General features: G+C 61.8%; 15 protein-coding genes and 1 tRNA gene. 4 read left to right on the top strand and 12 right to left on the bottom strand.

Annotated elements, in window-relative coordinates; genetic code table 11:
* Positions 1–10: 10 nt before the first annotated feature.
* Positions 11–733, bottom strand: coding sequence for a 1-(5-phosphoribosyl)-5-[(5-phosphoribosylamino)methylideneamino]imidazole-4-carboxamide isomerase (hisA, locus tag K7H22_RS10835; protein ID WP_230800831.1), 723 nt, complete (start codon positions 731–733; stop codon positions 11–13).
* Positions 734–881: 148 nt separating this feature from the next.
* Here hisA and K7H22_RS10830 point away from each other — a divergent pair, with 148 nt between their 5' ends.
* Positions 882–1,271: a DUF2147 domain-containing protein gene (locus tag K7H22_RS10830; RefSeq protein WP_230800830.1), complete on the top strand. Its 390-nt coding sequence runs from the start codon at positions 882–884 to the stop codon at positions 1,269–1,271.
* A 24-nt stretch (positions 1,272–1,295) separates the two neighbouring features.
* Here the strand turns inward: K7H22_RS10830 and hisH are convergent, their stop codons facing one another.
* Entirely contained in the window at positions 1,296–1,934 is a 639-nt protein-coding gene (gene hisH, locus K7H22_RS10825) for an imidazole glycerol phosphate synthase subunit HisH (protein WP_230800829.1), read from the bottom strand.
* 5 nt (positions 1,935–1,939) lie between these two features.
* Positions 1,940–2,527 carry an imidazoleglycerol-phosphate dehydratase HisB gene (gene hisB, locus K7H22_RS10820; protein ID WP_230800828.1) on the bottom strand — a complete coding sequence of 196 codons (588 nt, stop codon included), beginning with the start codon at positions 2,525–2,527 and terminating at the stop codon, positions 1,940–1,942.
* A gap of 170 nt (positions 2,528–2,697) precedes the next feature.
* On the opposite strand from hisB, the gene K7H22_RS10815 reads away from it, so the two are divergent.
* Positions 2,698–2,937, top strand: coding sequence for an Lrp/AsnC family transcriptional regulator (locus tag K7H22_RS10815; RefSeq protein ID WP_230800827.1), 240 nt, complete (start codon positions 2,698–2,700; stop codon positions 2,935–2,937).
* Positions 2,938–3,105: 168 nt separating this feature from the next.
* On the opposite strand, the gene K7H22_RS10810 is transcribed toward K7H22_RS10815, so the two are convergent.
* The 4 genes from K7H22_RS10810 to K7H22_RS10795 all read right to left on the bottom strand — a co-directional run bounded on the left by K7H22_RS10810 (position 3,106) and on the right by K7H22_RS10795 (position 8,413).
* A tRNA-Gly gene (locus tag K7H22_RS10810) sits at positions 3,106–3,180 on the bottom strand.
* Between the two features lie 99 nt (positions 3,181–3,279).
* A complete protein-coding gene (locus K7H22_RS10805; protein ID WP_230800826.1) occupies positions 3,280–3,669 on the bottom strand; it encodes an MAPEG family protein in 390 nt (129 codons plus the stop codon).
* Entirely contained in the window at positions 3,666–7,112 is a 3,447-nt protein-coding gene (locus tag K7H22_RS10800; RefSeq protein ID WP_230800825.1) for a pyruvate carboxylase, read from the bottom strand. Before K7H22_RS10800 ends, K7H22_RS10805 begins: the two co-directional genes overlap by 4 nt.
* Before the next feature lie 164 nt (positions 7,113–7,276).
* The gene (locus tag K7H22_RS10795; RefSeq protein ID WP_230800824.1) at positions 7,277–8,413 is read right to left on the bottom strand and encodes an alpha-hydroxy acid oxidase; all 1,137 of its coding nucleotides are present in this window, start codon (positions 8,411–8,413) and stop codon (positions 7,277–7,279) included.
* Positions 8,414–8,547: 134 nt separating this feature from the next.
* Between K7H22_RS10795 and K7H22_RS10790 the strand changes: the two genes are divergently transcribed.
* Positions 8,548–10,923: an ATP-dependent helicase gene (locus K7H22_RS10790; protein WP_230800823.1), complete on the top strand. Its 2,376-nt coding sequence runs from the start codon at positions 8,548–8,550 to the stop codon at positions 10,921–10,923.
* Positions 10,924–10,975: 52 nt separating this feature from the next.
* On the opposite strand, the gene K7H22_RS10785 is transcribed toward K7H22_RS10790, so the two are convergent.
* From K7H22_RS10785 to K7H22_RS10770, 4 genes are all read right to left on the bottom strand, one after another.
* Complete coding sequence (locus tag K7H22_RS10785) at positions 10,976–11,851, bottom strand: SRPBCC domain-containing protein (protein WP_230800822.1); 876 nt, start codon at positions 11,849–11,851, stop codon at positions 10,976–10,978.
* A complete protein-coding gene (locus K7H22_RS10780; RefSeq protein WP_230800821.1) occupies positions 11,848–12,324 on the bottom strand; it encodes an SRPBCC family protein in 477 nt (158 codons plus the stop codon). Before K7H22_RS10780 ends, K7H22_RS10785 begins: the two co-directional genes overlap by 4 nt.
* Entirely contained in the window at positions 12,321–12,662 is a 342-nt protein-coding gene (locus tag K7H22_RS10775; RefSeq protein WP_230800820.1) for an ArsR/SmtB family transcription factor, read from the bottom strand. The genes K7H22_RS10780 and K7H22_RS10775 overlap by 4 nt, the downstream gene beginning before the upstream one ends.
* 510 nt (positions 12,663–13,172) lie before the next feature.
* Positions 13,173–13,409: a DUF1127 domain-containing protein gene (locus K7H22_RS10770; protein WP_230800819.1), complete on the bottom strand. Its 237-nt coding sequence runs from the start codon at positions 13,407–13,409 to the stop codon at positions 13,173–13,175.
* Positions 13,410–13,660: 251 nt separating this feature from the next.
* Between K7H22_RS10770 and K7H22_RS10765 the strand changes: the two genes are divergently transcribed.
* A complete protein-coding gene (locus K7H22_RS10765) occupies positions 13,661–14,731 on the top strand; it encodes an Mrp/NBP35 family ATP-binding protein (RefSeq protein WP_230800818.1) in 1,071 nt (356 codons plus the stop codon).
* Positions 14,732–14,805: 74 nt separating this feature from the next.
* Here the strand turns inward: K7H22_RS10765 and K7H22_RS10760 are convergent, their stop codons facing one another.
* Positions 14,806–17,196 carry a DEAD/DEAH box helicase gene (locus K7H22_RS10760; RefSeq protein WP_230800817.1) on the bottom strand — a complete coding sequence of 797 codons (2,391 nt, stop codon included), beginning with the start codon at positions 17,194–17,196 and terminating at the stop codon, positions 14,806–14,808.
* Positions 17,197–17,252: the final 56 nt, after the last annotated feature.

Here is a 17,252-nt window from a genome sequence, read left to right as displayed (position 1 = left end):
GCCCGATCCGTCAGGCTTTCAGCGCGGCCAGCGCCTCACCCAGATCCAGCGCCCCGTCGTAAAGCGCGCGACCCGAAATCGCGCCGTTGAGGGCTGCCCCGCAATCGCGCAGCGCGATCAGGTCTGCCAGCGATGACACACCGCCCGAGGCAATAACGGGGATGCTGACGGCATGGGCCAGCGCCGCGGTGGCGTCGATATTCGGACCCTGCATCGCGCCGTCGCGATTGATGTCGGTATAGATGATCGCAGCGACGCCTGCGTCCTCAAAACTGCGGGCCAGATCGGTCACCATCACATCGGTCTCGGTCGCCCAGCCCTTGGTGGCGACACGGCCATCGCGGGCATCAATACCGACAGCGACTTGTCCGGGAAAGGCGCGGGCCGCCTCGCGTACCAGCGCGGGATTTTCCACAGCGACAGTGCCAAGGATCACGCGGGCCAGCCCCTTTGACAGCCAGCGCTCGATCGTGGCCATGTCGCGGATGCCACCGCCCAGTTGTGCGGGCACTTTCGTTTGCGCCAGAATCGCCTCGACGGGGGCGGCATTGACCGGCTCGCCCGCGAAAGCGCCGTTCAGGTCCACCAGATGCAGCCATTCGCAGCCTGCGTTCACGAATTCCATCGCCTGTGCGGCGGGGTCATCATTGAAGACCGTGGCCTGCGCCATTTCGCCCTTATAGAGGCGCACGGCCTTGCCGTCTTTCAGGTCGATGGCGGGGTAGAGGATCATGGGTGCACCTGTTTTATCGGAGATTGCCGGCTTTTGACCACGGGCTGCGGGAAAATGCAACGCAGGCCGCATGGGTGGCCTTACGTTATGCTTGATCGGTGCCACGACGCGCGGCAAGGTCCGAACAGGCATCAGGGAGGATGATGGCATGCGCAAGACAGGACTATTAGTGGTGGGTATGATCATGGCAGCGGGCGGCGCAATGGCCGAGCCGCTTCTGGGCACATGGCGCACGGCACCCGATGACAACGGCAATACCGGCCTGATACAGGTCGCGCCATGCGGTCAGCAGATTTGCGGCACGCTGGTCAAGTCGTTTGACGGCGCGGGCACAGAGATCGCCAGCGCGAATAACGGCAAGATGATCATCTCGGAAACCGTGAGTGCCGGTGGTGGCGCCTATAAGGGCAAGGTCTGGGCCCCTGATCGCAACAAGACCTATAATTCCAGGCTGGAACTGTCGGGCAATACGCTGAAAGTCAGCGGTTGCGTGATGGGAATTTGCCGCGAAGGCGGAAACTGGAGCCGCGTGAAATAGCACTCCAGTCGCTGGTGGTCCCTATCAGGGCCGCCAGCGCAGGAAGTTGGCAATCAGCCGCAAGCCGGTTTTCTGGCTTTTCTCGGGATGGAACTGCATCCCCAACATATTGTCGCGCCCCACGATGGCTGTAATCGGGCCTGCGTAATCGACATGGGCCAGCAGATGCGCTGGGTTTGTCAGGCGCATGTGGTAGCTATGCACGAAATAGGCGTGATCGCCGGTTGTGACACCATCGAAGACGGGGTGAGGCTGGTCGATCACGAGATCGTTCCAGCCCATATGCGGTACTTTCAGCGCAGGATCGGCAGGCGTGATCCGTGCTACCTCGCCCCCTATCCAGTCAAAACCGGGGGTGGGGGTATATTCCAGCCCGCGTGTCGCCAGCATCTGCATCCCGATGCAGATACCCAGAAAGGGACGGGCTGTGGTGATCACGGCCTCTTCCATCGCCTCGAACAGACCACGGTGGTCGAACAGCTCTTTCCGGCAGGCGGGGAAGGCCCCGTCACCGGGCAGCACGATCCTGTCGGCACCACGCACCACTTCGGGGTCCGAGGTGACGGTGACTGTTCCTGCCCCGACCTCTGCGGCCATGCGCTGAAAGGCTTTCTCGGCGGAATGCAGGTTTCCGCTTTCGTAATCAACAATGACAGTCTGCATGGCGCTTACAGCGTTCCCTTGGTCGATGGGATGGCGTCAGTGCGGCGCGGATCGGCCTCGACCGCCGCGCGCAGGGCGCGGGCCACGGCTTTGAACGCGGCTTCCACGATGTGGTGGCTGTTGAAGCCGTGCAACTTGTCGACATGCAGGGTGATGCCGCCGTGCGTGGCGAAGGCCTGAAAGAATTCGCGCACCAGTTCGGTGTCGAATGTGCCGATCTTTGCGGTGGGCAGATCGACGTTCCAGACAAGGAAGGGCCGCCCCGACAGATCGAGCGCCGCACGCACTTGCGCGTCATCCATCGGCAGGTGGCATGATCCATAACGGCGGATACCGCGCTTGTCGCCCAGCGCCTGCGTCAGCGCCTGACCGAGCGCTATCCCCACATCCTCGACCGTGTGGTGATCGTCGATATGCAGATCACCTGCCGCGCGGATGGTCATGTCGATCAGCGCGTGGCGCGACAACTGGTCCAGCATGTGGTCGAAAAAACCCACGCCGGTCCGGTTGTCATATGCGCCCGACCCGTCCAGATCAATCTGCACGGTGATATCGGTCTCGGCGGTCTTGCGCGTGATGGTGGCTGTCCGCATGGGGAAGGCTCCGGTTCCTGTGTTGCCGCGCTTATAGGCGCAAGGGGCAGGCGGGGAAAGGGGCACAGGCACGCGACAGGGCGCAACGGGGCGCAACGTGTCCATTCGGCCATTGTCCGCGTGACCGGCCTGTGCCAGCTTGGAGCTGTATAGATCAAGAAAGAGACACCATGACCACCTGTGTTTTCATCCAGCTGCGCTGCACCCCCGGCAAGACCTATCAGGTGGCCGAAGAGATCGCCCTGCGCGAGATCCATTCCGAGCTGCATTCTACCAGCGGCGAATATGATCTGCTGATGAAGCTCTATATTCCCGAGCGGCAGGATGTGGGCAAATACATCAATGACGTCTTGCTGGACATTCCGGGGATCGAGCGGTCACTGACCACGCTGACCTTCAAGGCGTTCTGAGGGGGGGGGCTTGATCGTGGCGGTCCAGAACTAAGGAGTGGCAGGCACCGCACTTGTGCTGTGCGCCTTGATTGCGCGCGGGGTGGCAGCTTATTCTTTTAGGTCAAGCTAGTCACACCAATCCAAATATCAAAAAAGCCGGCCACGAGGACCGGCTTTTTTGATATTTGGAGCGGGCGAGGCGATTCGAACGCCCGACCCTAACCTTGGCAAGGTTATGCTCTACCCCTGAGCTACGCCCGCTTCCTTGGGTGAGGCGTGATCTATTAATTCTGCGCGCCGCCCGCAAGAGGAAAATTGCGGCTTGTCGCAAAAAACTTTGCCCTTCGCCCGACGCAACCTTCAGAACAAGGCATGGCCGATATTGGCGGCCGCGCCAAAAAACAATACCAGAAAGGTCAGCAGCGCGCCGCCGCCACGCAGCGGTGATTTATGAGGCAGGGTCGCCATGCCAAGCGCATGCATCACACGCGACACCAGCAGCGCCACACCAAGCAGATGCAATGCCAAGGAAGGCGCGCCCTGCATCTCGGCCAGCAGGATCAGGAACAAGCAGATGGGCACATATTCCGCGAAATTGGCATGGACCCTGATGGCATTGGCCATGACAGGATCGCCCTTGTCGCCCGCAAACACCTTTTGCTGCATGCGGACACGGACGACCCAGCCACTGATGACCAGATAGATCAGGCCCAGAAGCCCTGCATAAAGTGCTGTGATCTGCGGAATCATGCTTCGAACTCCACCAGCAGGTCCTTGGCGTCGATGGCGGCCCCCGGTGTGACATGCACCGTCTTGATCGTGGCGTCGTGGTCGGCGTGGATGCCGGTTTCCATTTTCATCGCCTCGATCGTCAGCAATAGATCGCCCGCTTTGACCTTGGTCCCGACCTTTGCGGCCACGCTGGCCACCACACCGGGCATCGGCGCACCAATATGGGCGGTGTTGCCCGCCTCGGCCTTGGGGCGCGCGGCGGTTTGCGATTTCACCAGACGGTTCGGCACACGGATCACGCGGGGCTGGCCGTTCAACTCGAAGAACACCTTGACCTCGCCGTCATCCGTGGTCTCGCCCACGGCTTGCAGGCGGATTTCCAGCGTCTTGCCGGGGTCGATCTCTGCGGTGATTTCTTCGCCAGCCTCCATCCCGTAGAGATAGGTGCGCGTGGGCAGGGTGCGGACCGGCCCATAGGCCCGGTGGCGGCCCATATAGTCCAGAAACACCTTGGGATACATTAGATATCCGTTCAGATCCTCGTTATCGACTTTCTTGCCCTCAAGCTGCTTTTCCAGATCGGCGCGGGTCGCTTCCAGATCGACGGGGGCCAGATGTGCGCCGGGGCGGCTGGTATTGGGTTTCTCGCCCTTCAACACCTTGGCCACCATCGCGGGTGGGAAACCACCCGGTGGCTGGCCCAGATTGCCGCGCATCATGTCGATCACGGAATCGGGGAAAGCCACATCGGTGGCAGGGTCTTCGACCTGCGCGCGGGTCAGGCCCTGACTGACCATCATCAGCGCCATATCACCCACCACCTTGGAGGACGGCGTGACCTTGACGATATCGCCGAACATCTTGTTCACATCGGCATAGGTGCGCGCCACTTCGGGCCATCTTTCCTCAAGCCCCAAGGATCGCGCCTGTGCCTTGAGGTTGGTGAACTGCCCGCCCGGCATCTCGTGCAGATAAACCTCCGAGGCGGGGGCCTGCAGGCCGGATTCAAAGGCCACATATTGCGCGCGAACCTGATCCCAGTAATCCGAGATTTCCCGCACGCGTTCTATGTTAAGGCCGGTATCGCGGGGCGTGTGGCGCAGTGCCTCGACGATAGATCCAAGGCAGGGTTGCGATGTCGCACCCGAAAACGCATCCATCGCTGCATCCACCGCATCGACACCCGCTTCCGCTGCGGCCAGAATGGTCGCGGCCGCAATGCCGCTGGTGTCATGGGTGTGGAAATGCACAGGGATGGTCAACTCGTCCTTGAGCGCCTTGACCAGTATCCGCGCCGAGGCGGGTTTCAAGAGCCCCGCCATATCCTTGAGGCCCAGCACATGTGCGCCTGCCGATTCAAGCTCTTTGGCCATGGCCACATAGTATTTCAGGTCGTATTTGGCGCGGTCGGGGTCAAGGATATCGCCGGTATAGCAGATCGCTGCCTCGCAGATCCGTTCCTCGGCCAGCACCGCGTCCATCGCGACCCGCATGTTCTCGGTCCAGTTGAGACTGTCGAACACGCGGAAGATATCCACGCCGGTTTCCGCCGCCTGCCGCACGAATTCCTGCACCACATTGTCGGGATAATTGGTGTAGCCCACGCCGTTGGAGGCGCGCAGAAGCATCTGCGTCAGCAGGTTGGGCATGGCGGCGCGCAGATCGCGCAGACGCTGCCACGGGCATTCCTGCAAGAAGCGGTAAGCCACATCGAAGGTGGCCCCGCCCCAGCATTCGACGCTGAAGAGTTCCGGCAGGTTGGCGGCATAGGCAGGAGCGACGCGGATCATGTCGATGGAGCGCATGCGCGTCGCCAGCAAGGATTGATGCCCGTCGCGCATGGTCGTGTCGGTCAGCAGCAGGCGTTGCTGCGACAGCATCCAGTCGGCCACGGCCTTGGGGCCTTGGCGTTCCAGCATCGTCTTGGTGCCTTCGCGCAACCCGCCAGATTCAGCTTTGGGCGGGCGCGGCTGGCGCGCCTCGGCGGGTGGTTTGGGGCGGCCTGCGGTTTCGGGATGCCCGTTCACGGTGATATCCGCGATATAGGTCAGGATCTTGGTCGCGCGGTCGCGGCGCTTGTGGAACTGGAAAAGGTCCGGTGTCTCGTCGATGAACTTGGTGTGGTATTCATTGTTCAGAAAGGTCGGATGTTTCAGCAGGTTCTCGACAAAGGCGATGTTGGTGCTGACCCCGCGAATACGGAACTCGCGCAAGGCACGGTCCATCCTAGCAATGGCAGCTTCGGGCGTCTGCGCCCAAGCGGTGACCTTTTCCAGCAGGCTATCATAAAAGCGCGTGATCACTGCGCCGGAATAGGCCGTGCCGCCGTCCAGACGGATGCCCATGCCGGTGGCCCCGCGATAGGCGGTGATGCGGCCATAATCGGGGATGAAGTTGTTCTGCGGGTCTTCGGTGGTGATACGCGTCTGCAACGCGTGACCGTGCAGGCGTATATCGGATTGCGCGGCGATGCCTGTCGCCTCGGCCAGCGTCTTGCCTTCGGCGATCTTGATCTGGGCCTGCACGATGTCGATGCCGGTGACCGCCTCGGTCACGGTATGTTCAACCTGCACGCGGGGGTTCACCTCGATGAAGTAGAATTTCCCGTCCGCCATATCCATCAGGAATTCGACCGTGCCGGCGCATTCATAATTCACATGGGCGCAGATGCGGCGGCCAAGCTCGCACAGCTCCTCGCGCTGGGCTTGGCTCAGGTAGGGGGCAGGGGCCCGTTCTACCACTTTCTGATTGCGCCGCTGGACCGAGCAGTCACGTTCCCACAGGTGATAAATCTCGCCGTGGCTGTCGCCAAGGATCTGCACCTCGACATGGCGCGCCTTCAGTATCATCTTCTCCAGATAACCCTCGCCATTGCCGAATGCGGCTTCGGCCTCGCGCCGGCCTTCCATCACCTTTTCGGCCAGTTCCTTCTCGCTGGCGACAGGGCGCATCCCGCGCCCGCCGCCGCCCCAACTGGCCTTGAGCATCAGTGGATAGCCCACATCCGCCGCCTGCGCGCGGATCTTGTCCATATCGTTGCCCAACACCTCGGTGGCGGGAATGACCGGCACACCGGCTTCGATGGCCACGCGCCGCGCGCTGGCCTTGTCACCAAGGGCGCGCATGGTTTCGGCTTTGGGGCCGATGAAGGTAATCCCGTTGGCCACGCAGGCATCCACGAAATCGGGGTTTTCCGACAGCAGACCATAGCCGGGATGGATCGCATCGGCCCCCGACAGCTTGGCTACGCGGATGATCTCGTCAATGCTCAGATAGGCGGCGACCGGCCCCAGACCCTCACCGATGCGATAGGCCTCGTCGGCTTTGAAGCGGTGCAGGCTGAGTTTGTCCTCTTCGGCAAAGACGGCAACGGTGCGCTTGCCCAACTCGTTGGCGGCGCGCATCACGCGAATGGCGATCTCGCCACGGTTGGCGATGAGGATTTTCCTGAACTCGGCCATTGCCTACTCCTTGTGAGGGTCGCGGTCCGAAAGGTCGGTCCGCTATAGAATAGCTATGCGTAGCGTCACGCCGCACTGCAGCGCAAGTGCGGGCATGACGCCTGTGTAACAATTTGCAAGAATTGAGGATGCGCCGAAAGCGACAAGGCAGGCGCAGGGAAAGCTCACGTGGGGATCAACCTTGCGGGCAAATCCTTTAGGCGATGAGTCCCCATTTGTCCCATATTCGACGCGATATCCTTTTTCAGCATCTCGATCAGATGGGCAGGGCCTGCTTCGCCCAAAGCACCCAAGGCGTAGTGCCAAGCGCGGCCCATCATCACGAAATCCGCGCCCAGTGCGATGGCGCGCAGGATGTCCAGACCGCCCTCGATCCCGCTGTCGAAGATCAGCGGCAGTTTGGTGGCCTGGCGGATCGCGGGCAGCATCGACACGGTCGAGGGCGCACCGTCGAATTGCCGCCCTGCGTGGTTGCTGACCCAGATCGCATCCACGCCTGCCTGTTCCAGTGCAGGCACATCGCGCGCATCCAGCACGCCTTTCACGATCAAGGGACCGTCCCAGGCATCGCGCAACGCCTGCAGATAGCTCATATCTGGCGAGGTCCGCAGCATATACCCGGCATGTTCTGTCGAGCTGAGGCCCGTCAACTGCCCTGCATATCCGTCAATCAGGCGCATCCGTGGCATGCCCAGACGCGCCGTGCCTAGCGCCCAAGCGGGGCAACGCGCGACTTGCGCCAGCAAGCGCGGCGTCAGGCGCGGGGGCGAGGTCAGGCCGGATCGCGTCTGCCGTTCGCGCCTGCTGGCGACGGGCACATCCACGGTCAGCACCAAGGCGCTGAAACCGGCATCGCTGGCACGTTTCAGCATATCGGCGCGGATCTCGGGGTCGCGCGGGGGGTAGATCTGGAACCAGCCATTGCCATCCAGATGCGGGCCGACATCCTCGGGCGTGCGGCTGGCGACGGTGGACAGGCCGTAGGGCAGCCCTGCTCTGGTGGCCGAGCGCGCAAGGATACGCTCGGCATCCGGCCAGAACAGGCCCGACATACCGACAGGGCTGACGCCGAAGGGCAGTTTATGGGCTTTGCCGAACAGATTGACCGACATATCCGGCACAAACTCGCCATGCAGGATGGATGGCATCAGTTGCACCGCGTCCAGATCGTCGCGGTTGCGGCGCAGCACGGATTCGCTACCCGTCGCACTGTCGAGATATTCAAAAACGAACCACGGCATCCGGCGGCGAGCCTTGGCCTTGAGGTCGGAAAGGGCGGGGTAGCGTTGAAACAGATCCATCCGCCGCATTTGTGTGATGCGGATGTGATTTGTCCATATCCGGAGATAGGGAAAACCCCTGGTGTGAAAATATCGCTGGAACAGAACAAGAACTTCTCTTTTATATGGCCGCACGCCGCGCTAGGATCACCAGTATGAGCCAGTTTGACGATATGCCCGCCGCCGCATCTGTTCCGCTATCTGCCCGTGCGATGGCCGCGCGCCCCGTTGCGCCCTATCTGGATGGTCTGAACCCCGCGCAGCGCGCGGCGGTCGAGGCGATGGATGGTCCTGTCCTGATGCTTGCGGGGGCTGGCACCGGCAAGACCAAGGCGCTGACCGCGCGGATCGTGCATCTGATGACGCAGGGCCGTGCGCGACCCGACCAGATTCTGGCGGTGACATTCACCAATAAAGCCGCGCGCGAGATGAAAAATCGTGTCGCCAATATGCTGGGCCGCGAGGTCGAGGGGATGCCGTGGCTGGGCACTTTCCATTCGGTCTGCGTCAAGCTGCTGCGGCGGCATGCCGAACTGGTGGGACTGAAATCGAATTTCACGATTCTGGACACGGACGACCAAATCCGCCTGTTGAAACAATTGCTTGCCGCCACCAATGTGGATGACAAACGCTGGCCCGCGCGGATGCTGGCGGGGATCATTGACGGCTGGAAAAACCGCGCCTGGACGCCCGACAAGGTGCCCGCCGCCGAGGCAGGGGCCTATAACAATCGCGGGACAGAGCTTTATGCCGCCTACCAGACCCGCCTGCGCGAACTGAACGCTGTCGATTTCGGTGATCTGCTGCTGCATATGGTCCATATCTTCCAAACACATGACGATGTGCTTGAGCTGTATCGCAGCCGTTTCCGTTATATTCTGGTGGACGAGTATCAGGATACCAACGTCGCCCAATATATGTGGCTGCGTCTTCTGGCGGGCGGGCATCGCAACATTTGTTGCGTCGGCGACGATGATCAGTCAATTTACGGTTGGCGTGGGGCCGAAGTGGGCAACATTCTGCGGTTCGAAACCGATTTTCCCGGCGCTGTCGTCGTCAAGCTGGAACAGAATTACCGCTCGACCCCGCATATTCTGGCGGCAGCCTCGGGTGTGATCGCCGAGAACCGCGGGCGGTTGGGCAAGGAATTGTGGACGCAAGCGCAGGAGGGCGAGAAAGTCCGCCTGATCGGTCATTGGGACGGCGAGGAAGAGGCCCGTTGGATCGGCGAGGAGATCGAGGCGCTGCAACGCGGCACGCGTGGGATGCGCCAATATTCACTCGACGAAATGGCGATTCTGGTGCGCGCCAGCCACCAGATGCGCGCTTTCGAAGACCGGTTCCTGACCATCGGTCTGCCTTACCGCGTGATCGGTGGCCCGCGGTTCTATGAGCGGATGGAGATCAGGGACGCGATGGCCTATTTCCGCGTGGTCACCAGCCCTGCGGATGATCTGGCTTTCGAGCGGATCATGAATACGCCCAAACGCGGGCTTGGCGACAAGGCGACACAGACGATCCAGCGGATCGCGCGCGACAATGGTGTGCCGTTGGTGCAGGGCGCACAGATCGCCGTGGCGGAAAAAGCAATTACCGGCAAGGGTGCGGCCGCGCTGGGCCAGTTGGTCACCGATATCGCCCGCTGGGGGCGGATGGTGGGTGATGACGCGATCAGCCACATGGATCTGGCAGAGCAGATATTGGACGAAAGCGGCTATACCGCGATGTGGCAGGCGGACAAGACACCAGAGGGACCGGGGCGTCTGGAGAACCTCAAGGAATTGGTCAAGGCACTGGAACAGTTCGAGAATCTTCAAGGTTTTCTGGAGCATGTCAGCCTGATCAAGGACAATGAATCCTCGGAAGACGGGGCCAAGGTCAGCATTATGACGCTGCATGCCGCCAAGGGCCTTGAATTTCCTGCCGTGTTTTTGCCGGGCTGGGAGGACGGGCTGTTCCCGTCCCAACGCTCGATGGATGAAAGCGGCACCAAGGGGTTGGAGGAGGAACGCAGGCTGGCCTATGTTGGCATCACGCGGGCCGAGAAGGTCTGCACCATTTCCTTTGCAGGCAATCGCCGCGTCTTCGGGCAGTGGCAATCGGCGCTGCCCTCGCGGTTCATCGACGAGCTGCCTGAGGACCATGTCGATGTCCTGACCCCGCCCGGCCTTTACGGGGGGGGCTATGGTGCGGCGGGCATGGGCGGTTTCGGAGACGGTTCCGGTTCTGCGCGCTCGGGCATTGAAACGCGTGTCGCCAGCGCGGATGTCTATAACTCTCCGGGGTGGCGGCGTTTGCAGAACCGTGCGGCGCAACGCCCTGTCAGCCAGCCTGCCGAGGCGCGCAATACCGTGATCGACATGCAGGCGGTCAGCGCCCATACGATGGGGGAACGGGTGTTCCATCAGAAATTCGGCTATGGCCTGATCGTGGGGATCGAAGGCGATAAGCTGGACATCGACTTTGAAAAGGCAGGCGTCAAGAAAGTCGTTGCTCGCTTTGTCACAGGGGCGGACGACATTCCGTTTTGATCGGGGTTCAACGCCGGAACGGTCTTCCCCTGTCTTGCTGTGTCGGGCGCGATCAGACCGCGCCGACGAATCCGGCCAGCTTGCCGAGCGTCTGCAGTCCCAGCGCGTCGGCTCCGAAACTCTTGGCTGTCTGGAATTCGGCCTCGGAGCTGAAAACCATGCCAAGCGTAACTGTCGTGGCCCCGTCGGTGTCGTCGAACGCAGCCCAGGCGTCGGCATGTTTGGGTCCGTTTTCACCCGCCAGTCGTGTATAGGACAGGCCCGTTTCCGGCCGTATCTCGCCATAGCGGTGATGGTTCGGAAAGGCTGTGCCATCGGGACCGATCATGTCGAACAGCCATTCGCCACCCGTCCGCAGGTCGATTCTGTCGGTCCGACAACGGAACCCCTCCGGCCCCCACCATTGCGGCAGGGTTTGCGGATTGACCCAAGCGCCCCACACCACGGGACGGGGGGCGGCAATAACGCGGCGCAACACCATTGTCCGCATCGCAACGCTGACCAGACTGTCAAGTCCCGCACCGAAACCCTGCTGGTAGCCTTCGGCCATCGCGTTGGCCAAGGATGACAATTGCACTGTTACCACGATCTGGCTGCCGTCCCCGTCAGGGCTGAAATCGGCGGTGACCAACGCGGCGGACTGGGTTTGGCCTTCGCAGAAGATCATCTCGTAATTCACGCTGCGCGCGTTTTCCTCCAGGTCCAGCCAGCCGGCTTCGACGCGGACATCGGGATATCCCGCGACCTTGCAAACAGAGATTTCGCGCCCGCCGACGCGGGTATCGGCCTCCAAAAATACGACCGTCACTACCGGCGCGGGGGGCGCCCATATGGCGCGCGCGACAGGCGCAGTCCATGCCTGCCACAGGGTCGCGACAGGTGCCTTTACCTTGCGTTCAAAGGTCAGTGTCACGCAGCGGTCTGTCACGACATCAATCCCTTGGCATAGGTTTCCAACTGCGTGGCTGCTGTGCCCCAACCATCGAAAAAACCCATATCCTCGTGGGACTTGCATGTTTCGCGGCTGCGGTGGCGGGCGATTGCAGTATAGATCGTTCCGCCACCTGGTGCGTCGGCGAACAGCATGATCGCGGTCATGAATGGGTCGGCGGCGGGTTTCCAGCCTTCGGTATAGCTGTCGGTGAACACCAGCTTTTCGGTTGGCTGCACGTCCAGATAGACACCCTTGTTCTCGACAATGGTGCCATCAATATTGAATGTCGTGTTGAAGCGTCCACCGACGCGCAGGTCGATGTCGACGGATGTAACCTTGTGCGGGGCTGGCACAAAAAAATGCGGGATATGGACGGCCATGGTCCAGCAGTCCCAGACCAGTTGGCGCGGTACGGCCAAGGTGCGAGTAAGGCTGAGGTCTGTGAGCGGGTTGAGGTCCGAGGTCATTGCTTGCGCTCCTTCTTCATTTGCGTGACGTAATCATCCAACCGGTCCAGCCTCGCAACCCAGATGGCGCGCTGCGCGTCCAGCCATGTCCGCATCGGGACAAGTGCTTCGGGTACAATCGCGCAGGTGCGGACGCGCCCGTCCTTGGCGCTTGCGATCAGGCCCGCCTCTTCCAGAACCGACAGATGCCGCATTACGGTCGGAAGGCGCAGCCCTGTAGGGCTGGCCAGTTCAGACACCGGAGCAGGGCCTTCGGCAAGCCGTGTCAGGATCGCGCGCCGCGTGGGATCGGCAAGAGCGTGGAACAAAAGGGACAGGTCGGGATCATACTTAGCCATATGGCTTGCTAATACCGCAGGCCAGTTCTGTCAATATACTTTGCTAAGTAGCTAACTATCGGCGCCAGAAAAACCCGACCGGACCGCGACGCGACCGATGAAGCCGGCAAATTTAAGTGCACAGGATTGTGGGAAGGGAGGGAATAACGACGGCACCCAGGGAGGAGGAGAGGGTGCCGCCGTTTTTCAACGCGGCCCTCAGGGAGGAGGAGGAGGGCCCGCGTATGGTCCAAGATATGTCCGCACCCAGGGAGGAGGAGAGGGGCGACACTCTTGTATGTGAATAACCTCAGGGAGGAGGAGAGAGGCCTTCACAATTCTTTGGCAGATACGGCGGCACCCAGGGAGGAGGAGAAGGTGCCGCCGCTCTTGTCAACGAAAGACCTCAGGGAGGAGGAGGAAGTCTTTCGTATTCCTATAAGGTGCGGCGACATCCAGGGAGGAGGAGAGGATGCCGCCGCAAGTTCACAGATGACCCAGGGAGGAGGAGAGGGCCATCTGATCCCGTAGTTACTTTTTAACGCCGTAGGCGTATTCGTAGGCGACCGAGCGAATCTGTGACCGGTTCAGGCCCATATCGGCCAAAACGATGTCGGGCAGGATTGCCAGATCGTTGACGGTATCGCGGAACACCCGGTAGCGGGCGTAGCGCTGCGACAGGTCCGCCGTAAGCGTCTGCAGTTTGCTGGCAATGCCTGTCTGTGCGGCGCGCGGCTGTGCAAGGCGGAGATCTGATGTATAAGCCATGTTCGTTCACTTTCGATTTTGCGGTTTGTCGTCGTCGTTCCCGCTCTGTTGATCTCAAAATAACCCGATGCTGCGTGTGCACAATACCCTACCGTTGCAATGCTGCTATGCAGCAAATGCATATGACAAGCTGACCTAATTTTTAGGCAAAAAGCTTTCAAAACAGGCGCTTTGACGCGGCAAGCCTTCTGCTACTTGTGCATTTTTTAAAAACTGCCACCTATGACAGCACAGATGATGGAGGAATTGGCATGGCCCTGACGCGTGAGACAATCGAACAGACGTTGCGTCAACTTGCGTTGCCCGATGGTGGTGACCTGATCAGCCGCGACATGGTCCGCGCCCTAACCATTTCCGACGGGGCGGTGCGATTCGTGATCGAAGCACCCAGTCCCGCCATCGCCCGCCAGATGGAGCCGTTGCGCGTGGCTGCTGAACAGATCGTCTCGCGGATCGCGGGGGTGGAGGGCGTCAGTGTCGCGCTGACAGCGCATGGTCCGGCGGAAAAACCGTCCGCACCCAGCCTCAAGATAGGCGGGCACCCGACACCGCAGGCGGGCCCGACAAAACCATCCGGTGTGGACCGGATTCTGGCGATTGCGTCGGGCAAGGGGGGGGTGGGGAAATCCACTGTCTCGTCCAATCTGGCAGTGGCGCTGGCACGAGAGGGGCGGCGTGTGGGGCTGCTGGATGCCGACATCTATGGTCCCAGCCAACCGCGCATGATGGGTGTCAGCAAGCGGCCGGCCAGCCCTGACGGTAAGACGATCATCCCGTTGCAGGCGCATGGGGTGACGATGATGTCCATCGGTCTGATGCTGGACCCTGCCAAGGCCGTTGTCTGGCGCGGACCGATGCTGATGGGGGCCTTGCAACAGATGTTGGGGCAAGTGGAATGGGGCGAGCTGGATATTCTGTTGGTCGATCTGCCGCCGGGCACGGGTGATGTGCAGCTGACGCTCTGCCAGCGGACGCAACTGACGGGGGCTATCGTTGTGTCCACCCCGCAGGACGTGGCGCTGCTGGATGCGCGCAAGGCAATCGACATGTTCAACACGCTGAAAACGCCTGTGCTGGGACTGGTCGAAAATATGTCGGTCTTCTGTTGCCCTAATTGCGGGCATGAAACGCCGATTTTCGGGCATGGCGGTGTGCGCGCCGAAGCCAAGAAAATGGATGTGCCGCTTCTGGCAGAACTGCCGATTGATCTGGAAACACGGCTTGGTGGCGATGCGGGCACGCCGATTGCGGCCGGCGATTCAGCGGCGGCCGAAGCCTATGCTGCGCTGGCGCGCGGCCTGATCGCGGGCGGTATGGCCTGAGCAGTCATACTTTACGTATAGAGGTCAAGATGAAACGGGGCACGCAAGGATAACCTGGCGCGCCCCGTTGTTTGTCAGGGCTTGCGGCGCGGCACGGCGTTCGGGCCGCGCGCGGCCCCGGTGCGGGGCTTGCCGCCCTTGCCGGCGGGCAAAGGCTTGCCGCCCGGTCCCAGACGGGCCGAGGCGTTGGCGGCCGCATTGGTGCGGGGGGCAGGTGCGTCGCCTGCGGGTTTGGCCCAAGGTTTTCCGGCGGGTTTGCCTGAGGGCTTGCCGGTCGGTTTGCCATAGGGTTTGTCACCGCCTTTGGCCGCAGGTTTGCCAAAGGGTTTATCGCCCGGTTTTCCGGCAGGTTTGCCATAGGGCTTTGCGCCCGGTTTGCCTGCGGGTTTGGCATAGGGCTTGTCGGTGCGGGGTTTGTCTGCGCGGAGCTTGGGTGTGTCCAGACCGCGATGGACCTCGGGGTCCATTTCGCGCACAGGTGCGCTATGGGATTTCGGTGCATGGGTTTTACCTGCATGGGATTTCATCCCTTCCGATTTGGGCTTGCCCGCGCCGCCATGCGATTTGAAACCGGCTGATTTATAGCCCTCGGCTTTTGCGGCACGCGGGCGCTCTCCCTCGCTGGCGCGCGGTTTGGCTTTGGGCGCGTGGGATTTCATCCCTTCCGAACGAGGTGCTTGTGCTACCGGTGCCGCGCGGTCAGGCACATCAGCCCATTCCGGCGCTTCTGATGGCGGAGGCGCGCGGCGCGCGGGGGCAGAACGCTCGGCCCGCTCAGGACGGTCGGCACCACGATGGGCCTTGCGCTCGCCACGATCCTCGCGCGGCGGGGGGGCGACACGGGGCATCGCGGCCAGATCCGGCGCTTTATCCATCACCACGACCTTGGCGCCACCATCAAGGGCGGCATCGGGGCCAAGCGCCTTGAGAAAGCCCGGCAGGGCGCTTGAGAGCAGTTCAACATAGGTTTCATCCGCCTGCACGCGGATCGCACCTATATCGTCGCGGGTAATATCGCCCGCTTTGCACAGCGTCGGCAGAAGCCAGCGCGCCTCGGCCCGCTCGTTCGCACCGACCGACAGTTTCAGCCAGCTTGACGGGCCAAAAGTCTTGCGGGGGGCTGTATCGCGCTTGCGCTCGGGGCGGATGTCGGGATCGGGCAGTTCTTCCGGCGCGGAATGCTTGCTGTAGAAGAGGCGCAAGTAAGCGCCCGCGATCTGCTCGGCCGTATAGGTTGCGGTCAGACGGGCGACGAAATCCTCCTCGCCCTCGTTCAATGGTTCGGTCCAGACCGGATCATTGATCAGGCGGTCCTCGTCCTTGGCGCGCACTTCGTCAGCCGAGGGCGGCAGCGCCCATTCGGCAGTGATCTTGGCAAATTTCAAAAGACGTTCCGCTTTGGCGCGGGTCTTGGGCGTCACGACCAGCGCGGATACACCCTTGCGGCCTGCGCGGCCTGTGCGGCCCGAACGGTGCATCAGGGTTTCGGAATTGGTCGGCAGTTCGGCATGGATGACCAATTCCAGATTGGGCAGGTCAATGCCGCGCGCGGCCACGTCGGTGGCGACGCAGACACGGGCGCGTCCGTCGCGCATGGCTTGCAGCGCATGGGTGCGTTCTGCCTGTGACAACTCGCCCGACAGGGCCACGACAGAAAAGCCGCGATTGGCGAAACGCGCGACCAGACGCGCAACTGTGGCGCGCGTGTTGCAGAAGACGATCGCGTTCTGCGCCTCGTAAAAGCGCAGCAGGTTGATGATGGCGCCTTCGGTGCCGTCATAGGCGGCGGTCAGCGCGCGGTATTCGATATCGGCATGCTGGGTGGCACCCGTCGTAGTGGCGACGCGTACGGCATTGTCTTTTAGGTAGGTCTTGGACAGTTCCGCAATGCCGCGCGGCACGGTGGCCGAGAACATCAGCGTGCGGCGTGTCTCGGGCGCCTCAGAGAGGATATATTCCAGATCGTCCTTGAAGCCGAGATCCAGCATCTCGTCCGCCTCGTCCAGGACCACGGCGCGGATACGCCCCATGTCAAGCGATCCGCGCATGATATGGTCGCGCAAGCGGCCGGGTGTCGCCACGACGATATGCGCGCCACGGTCCAGCGCGCGACGCTCGTCGCGCATGTCCATGCCGCCCACGCAAGAGGCCATGACGACCCCTGCATCCTGATAGAGCCACTGGAATTCACGCTTGACCTGCAAGGCCAGTTCGCGCGTCGGTGCAATGATCAGCGCCAGCGGGGCGGCGGCGGGGGGCAGCATCTCGCTGTCACCCAGCAAGGTGGGGGCGATGGCAAGGCCGAAGCCCACGGTTTTGCCCGATCCGGTTTGCGCGGACACCAGCAGATCGGCCTCGATCAGGTCGGGGCGCATCATCTCGTGCTGGACAGGCGTCAGCGTCTCATAGCCGCGCCGCTCCAGCGCATCAGCCAGAGGTTTCATCGTCGGGTGGGGCAGGGTCATACGTTTACTCGGTCCTTGGGCGCAGATAGGGGAATTACAGCTCCCGCGACCGGAGG

The sequence above is a fragment of the Seohaeicola saemankumensis genome, from assembly GCF_021021435.1.
Lineage (GTDB): Bacteria > Pseudomonadota > Alphaproteobacteria > Rhodobacterales > Rhodobacteraceae > Seohaeicola.
Note: the sequence above shows the minus strand (reverse complement) of the source record. Positions and strands in the feature narration are given on the sequence as shown.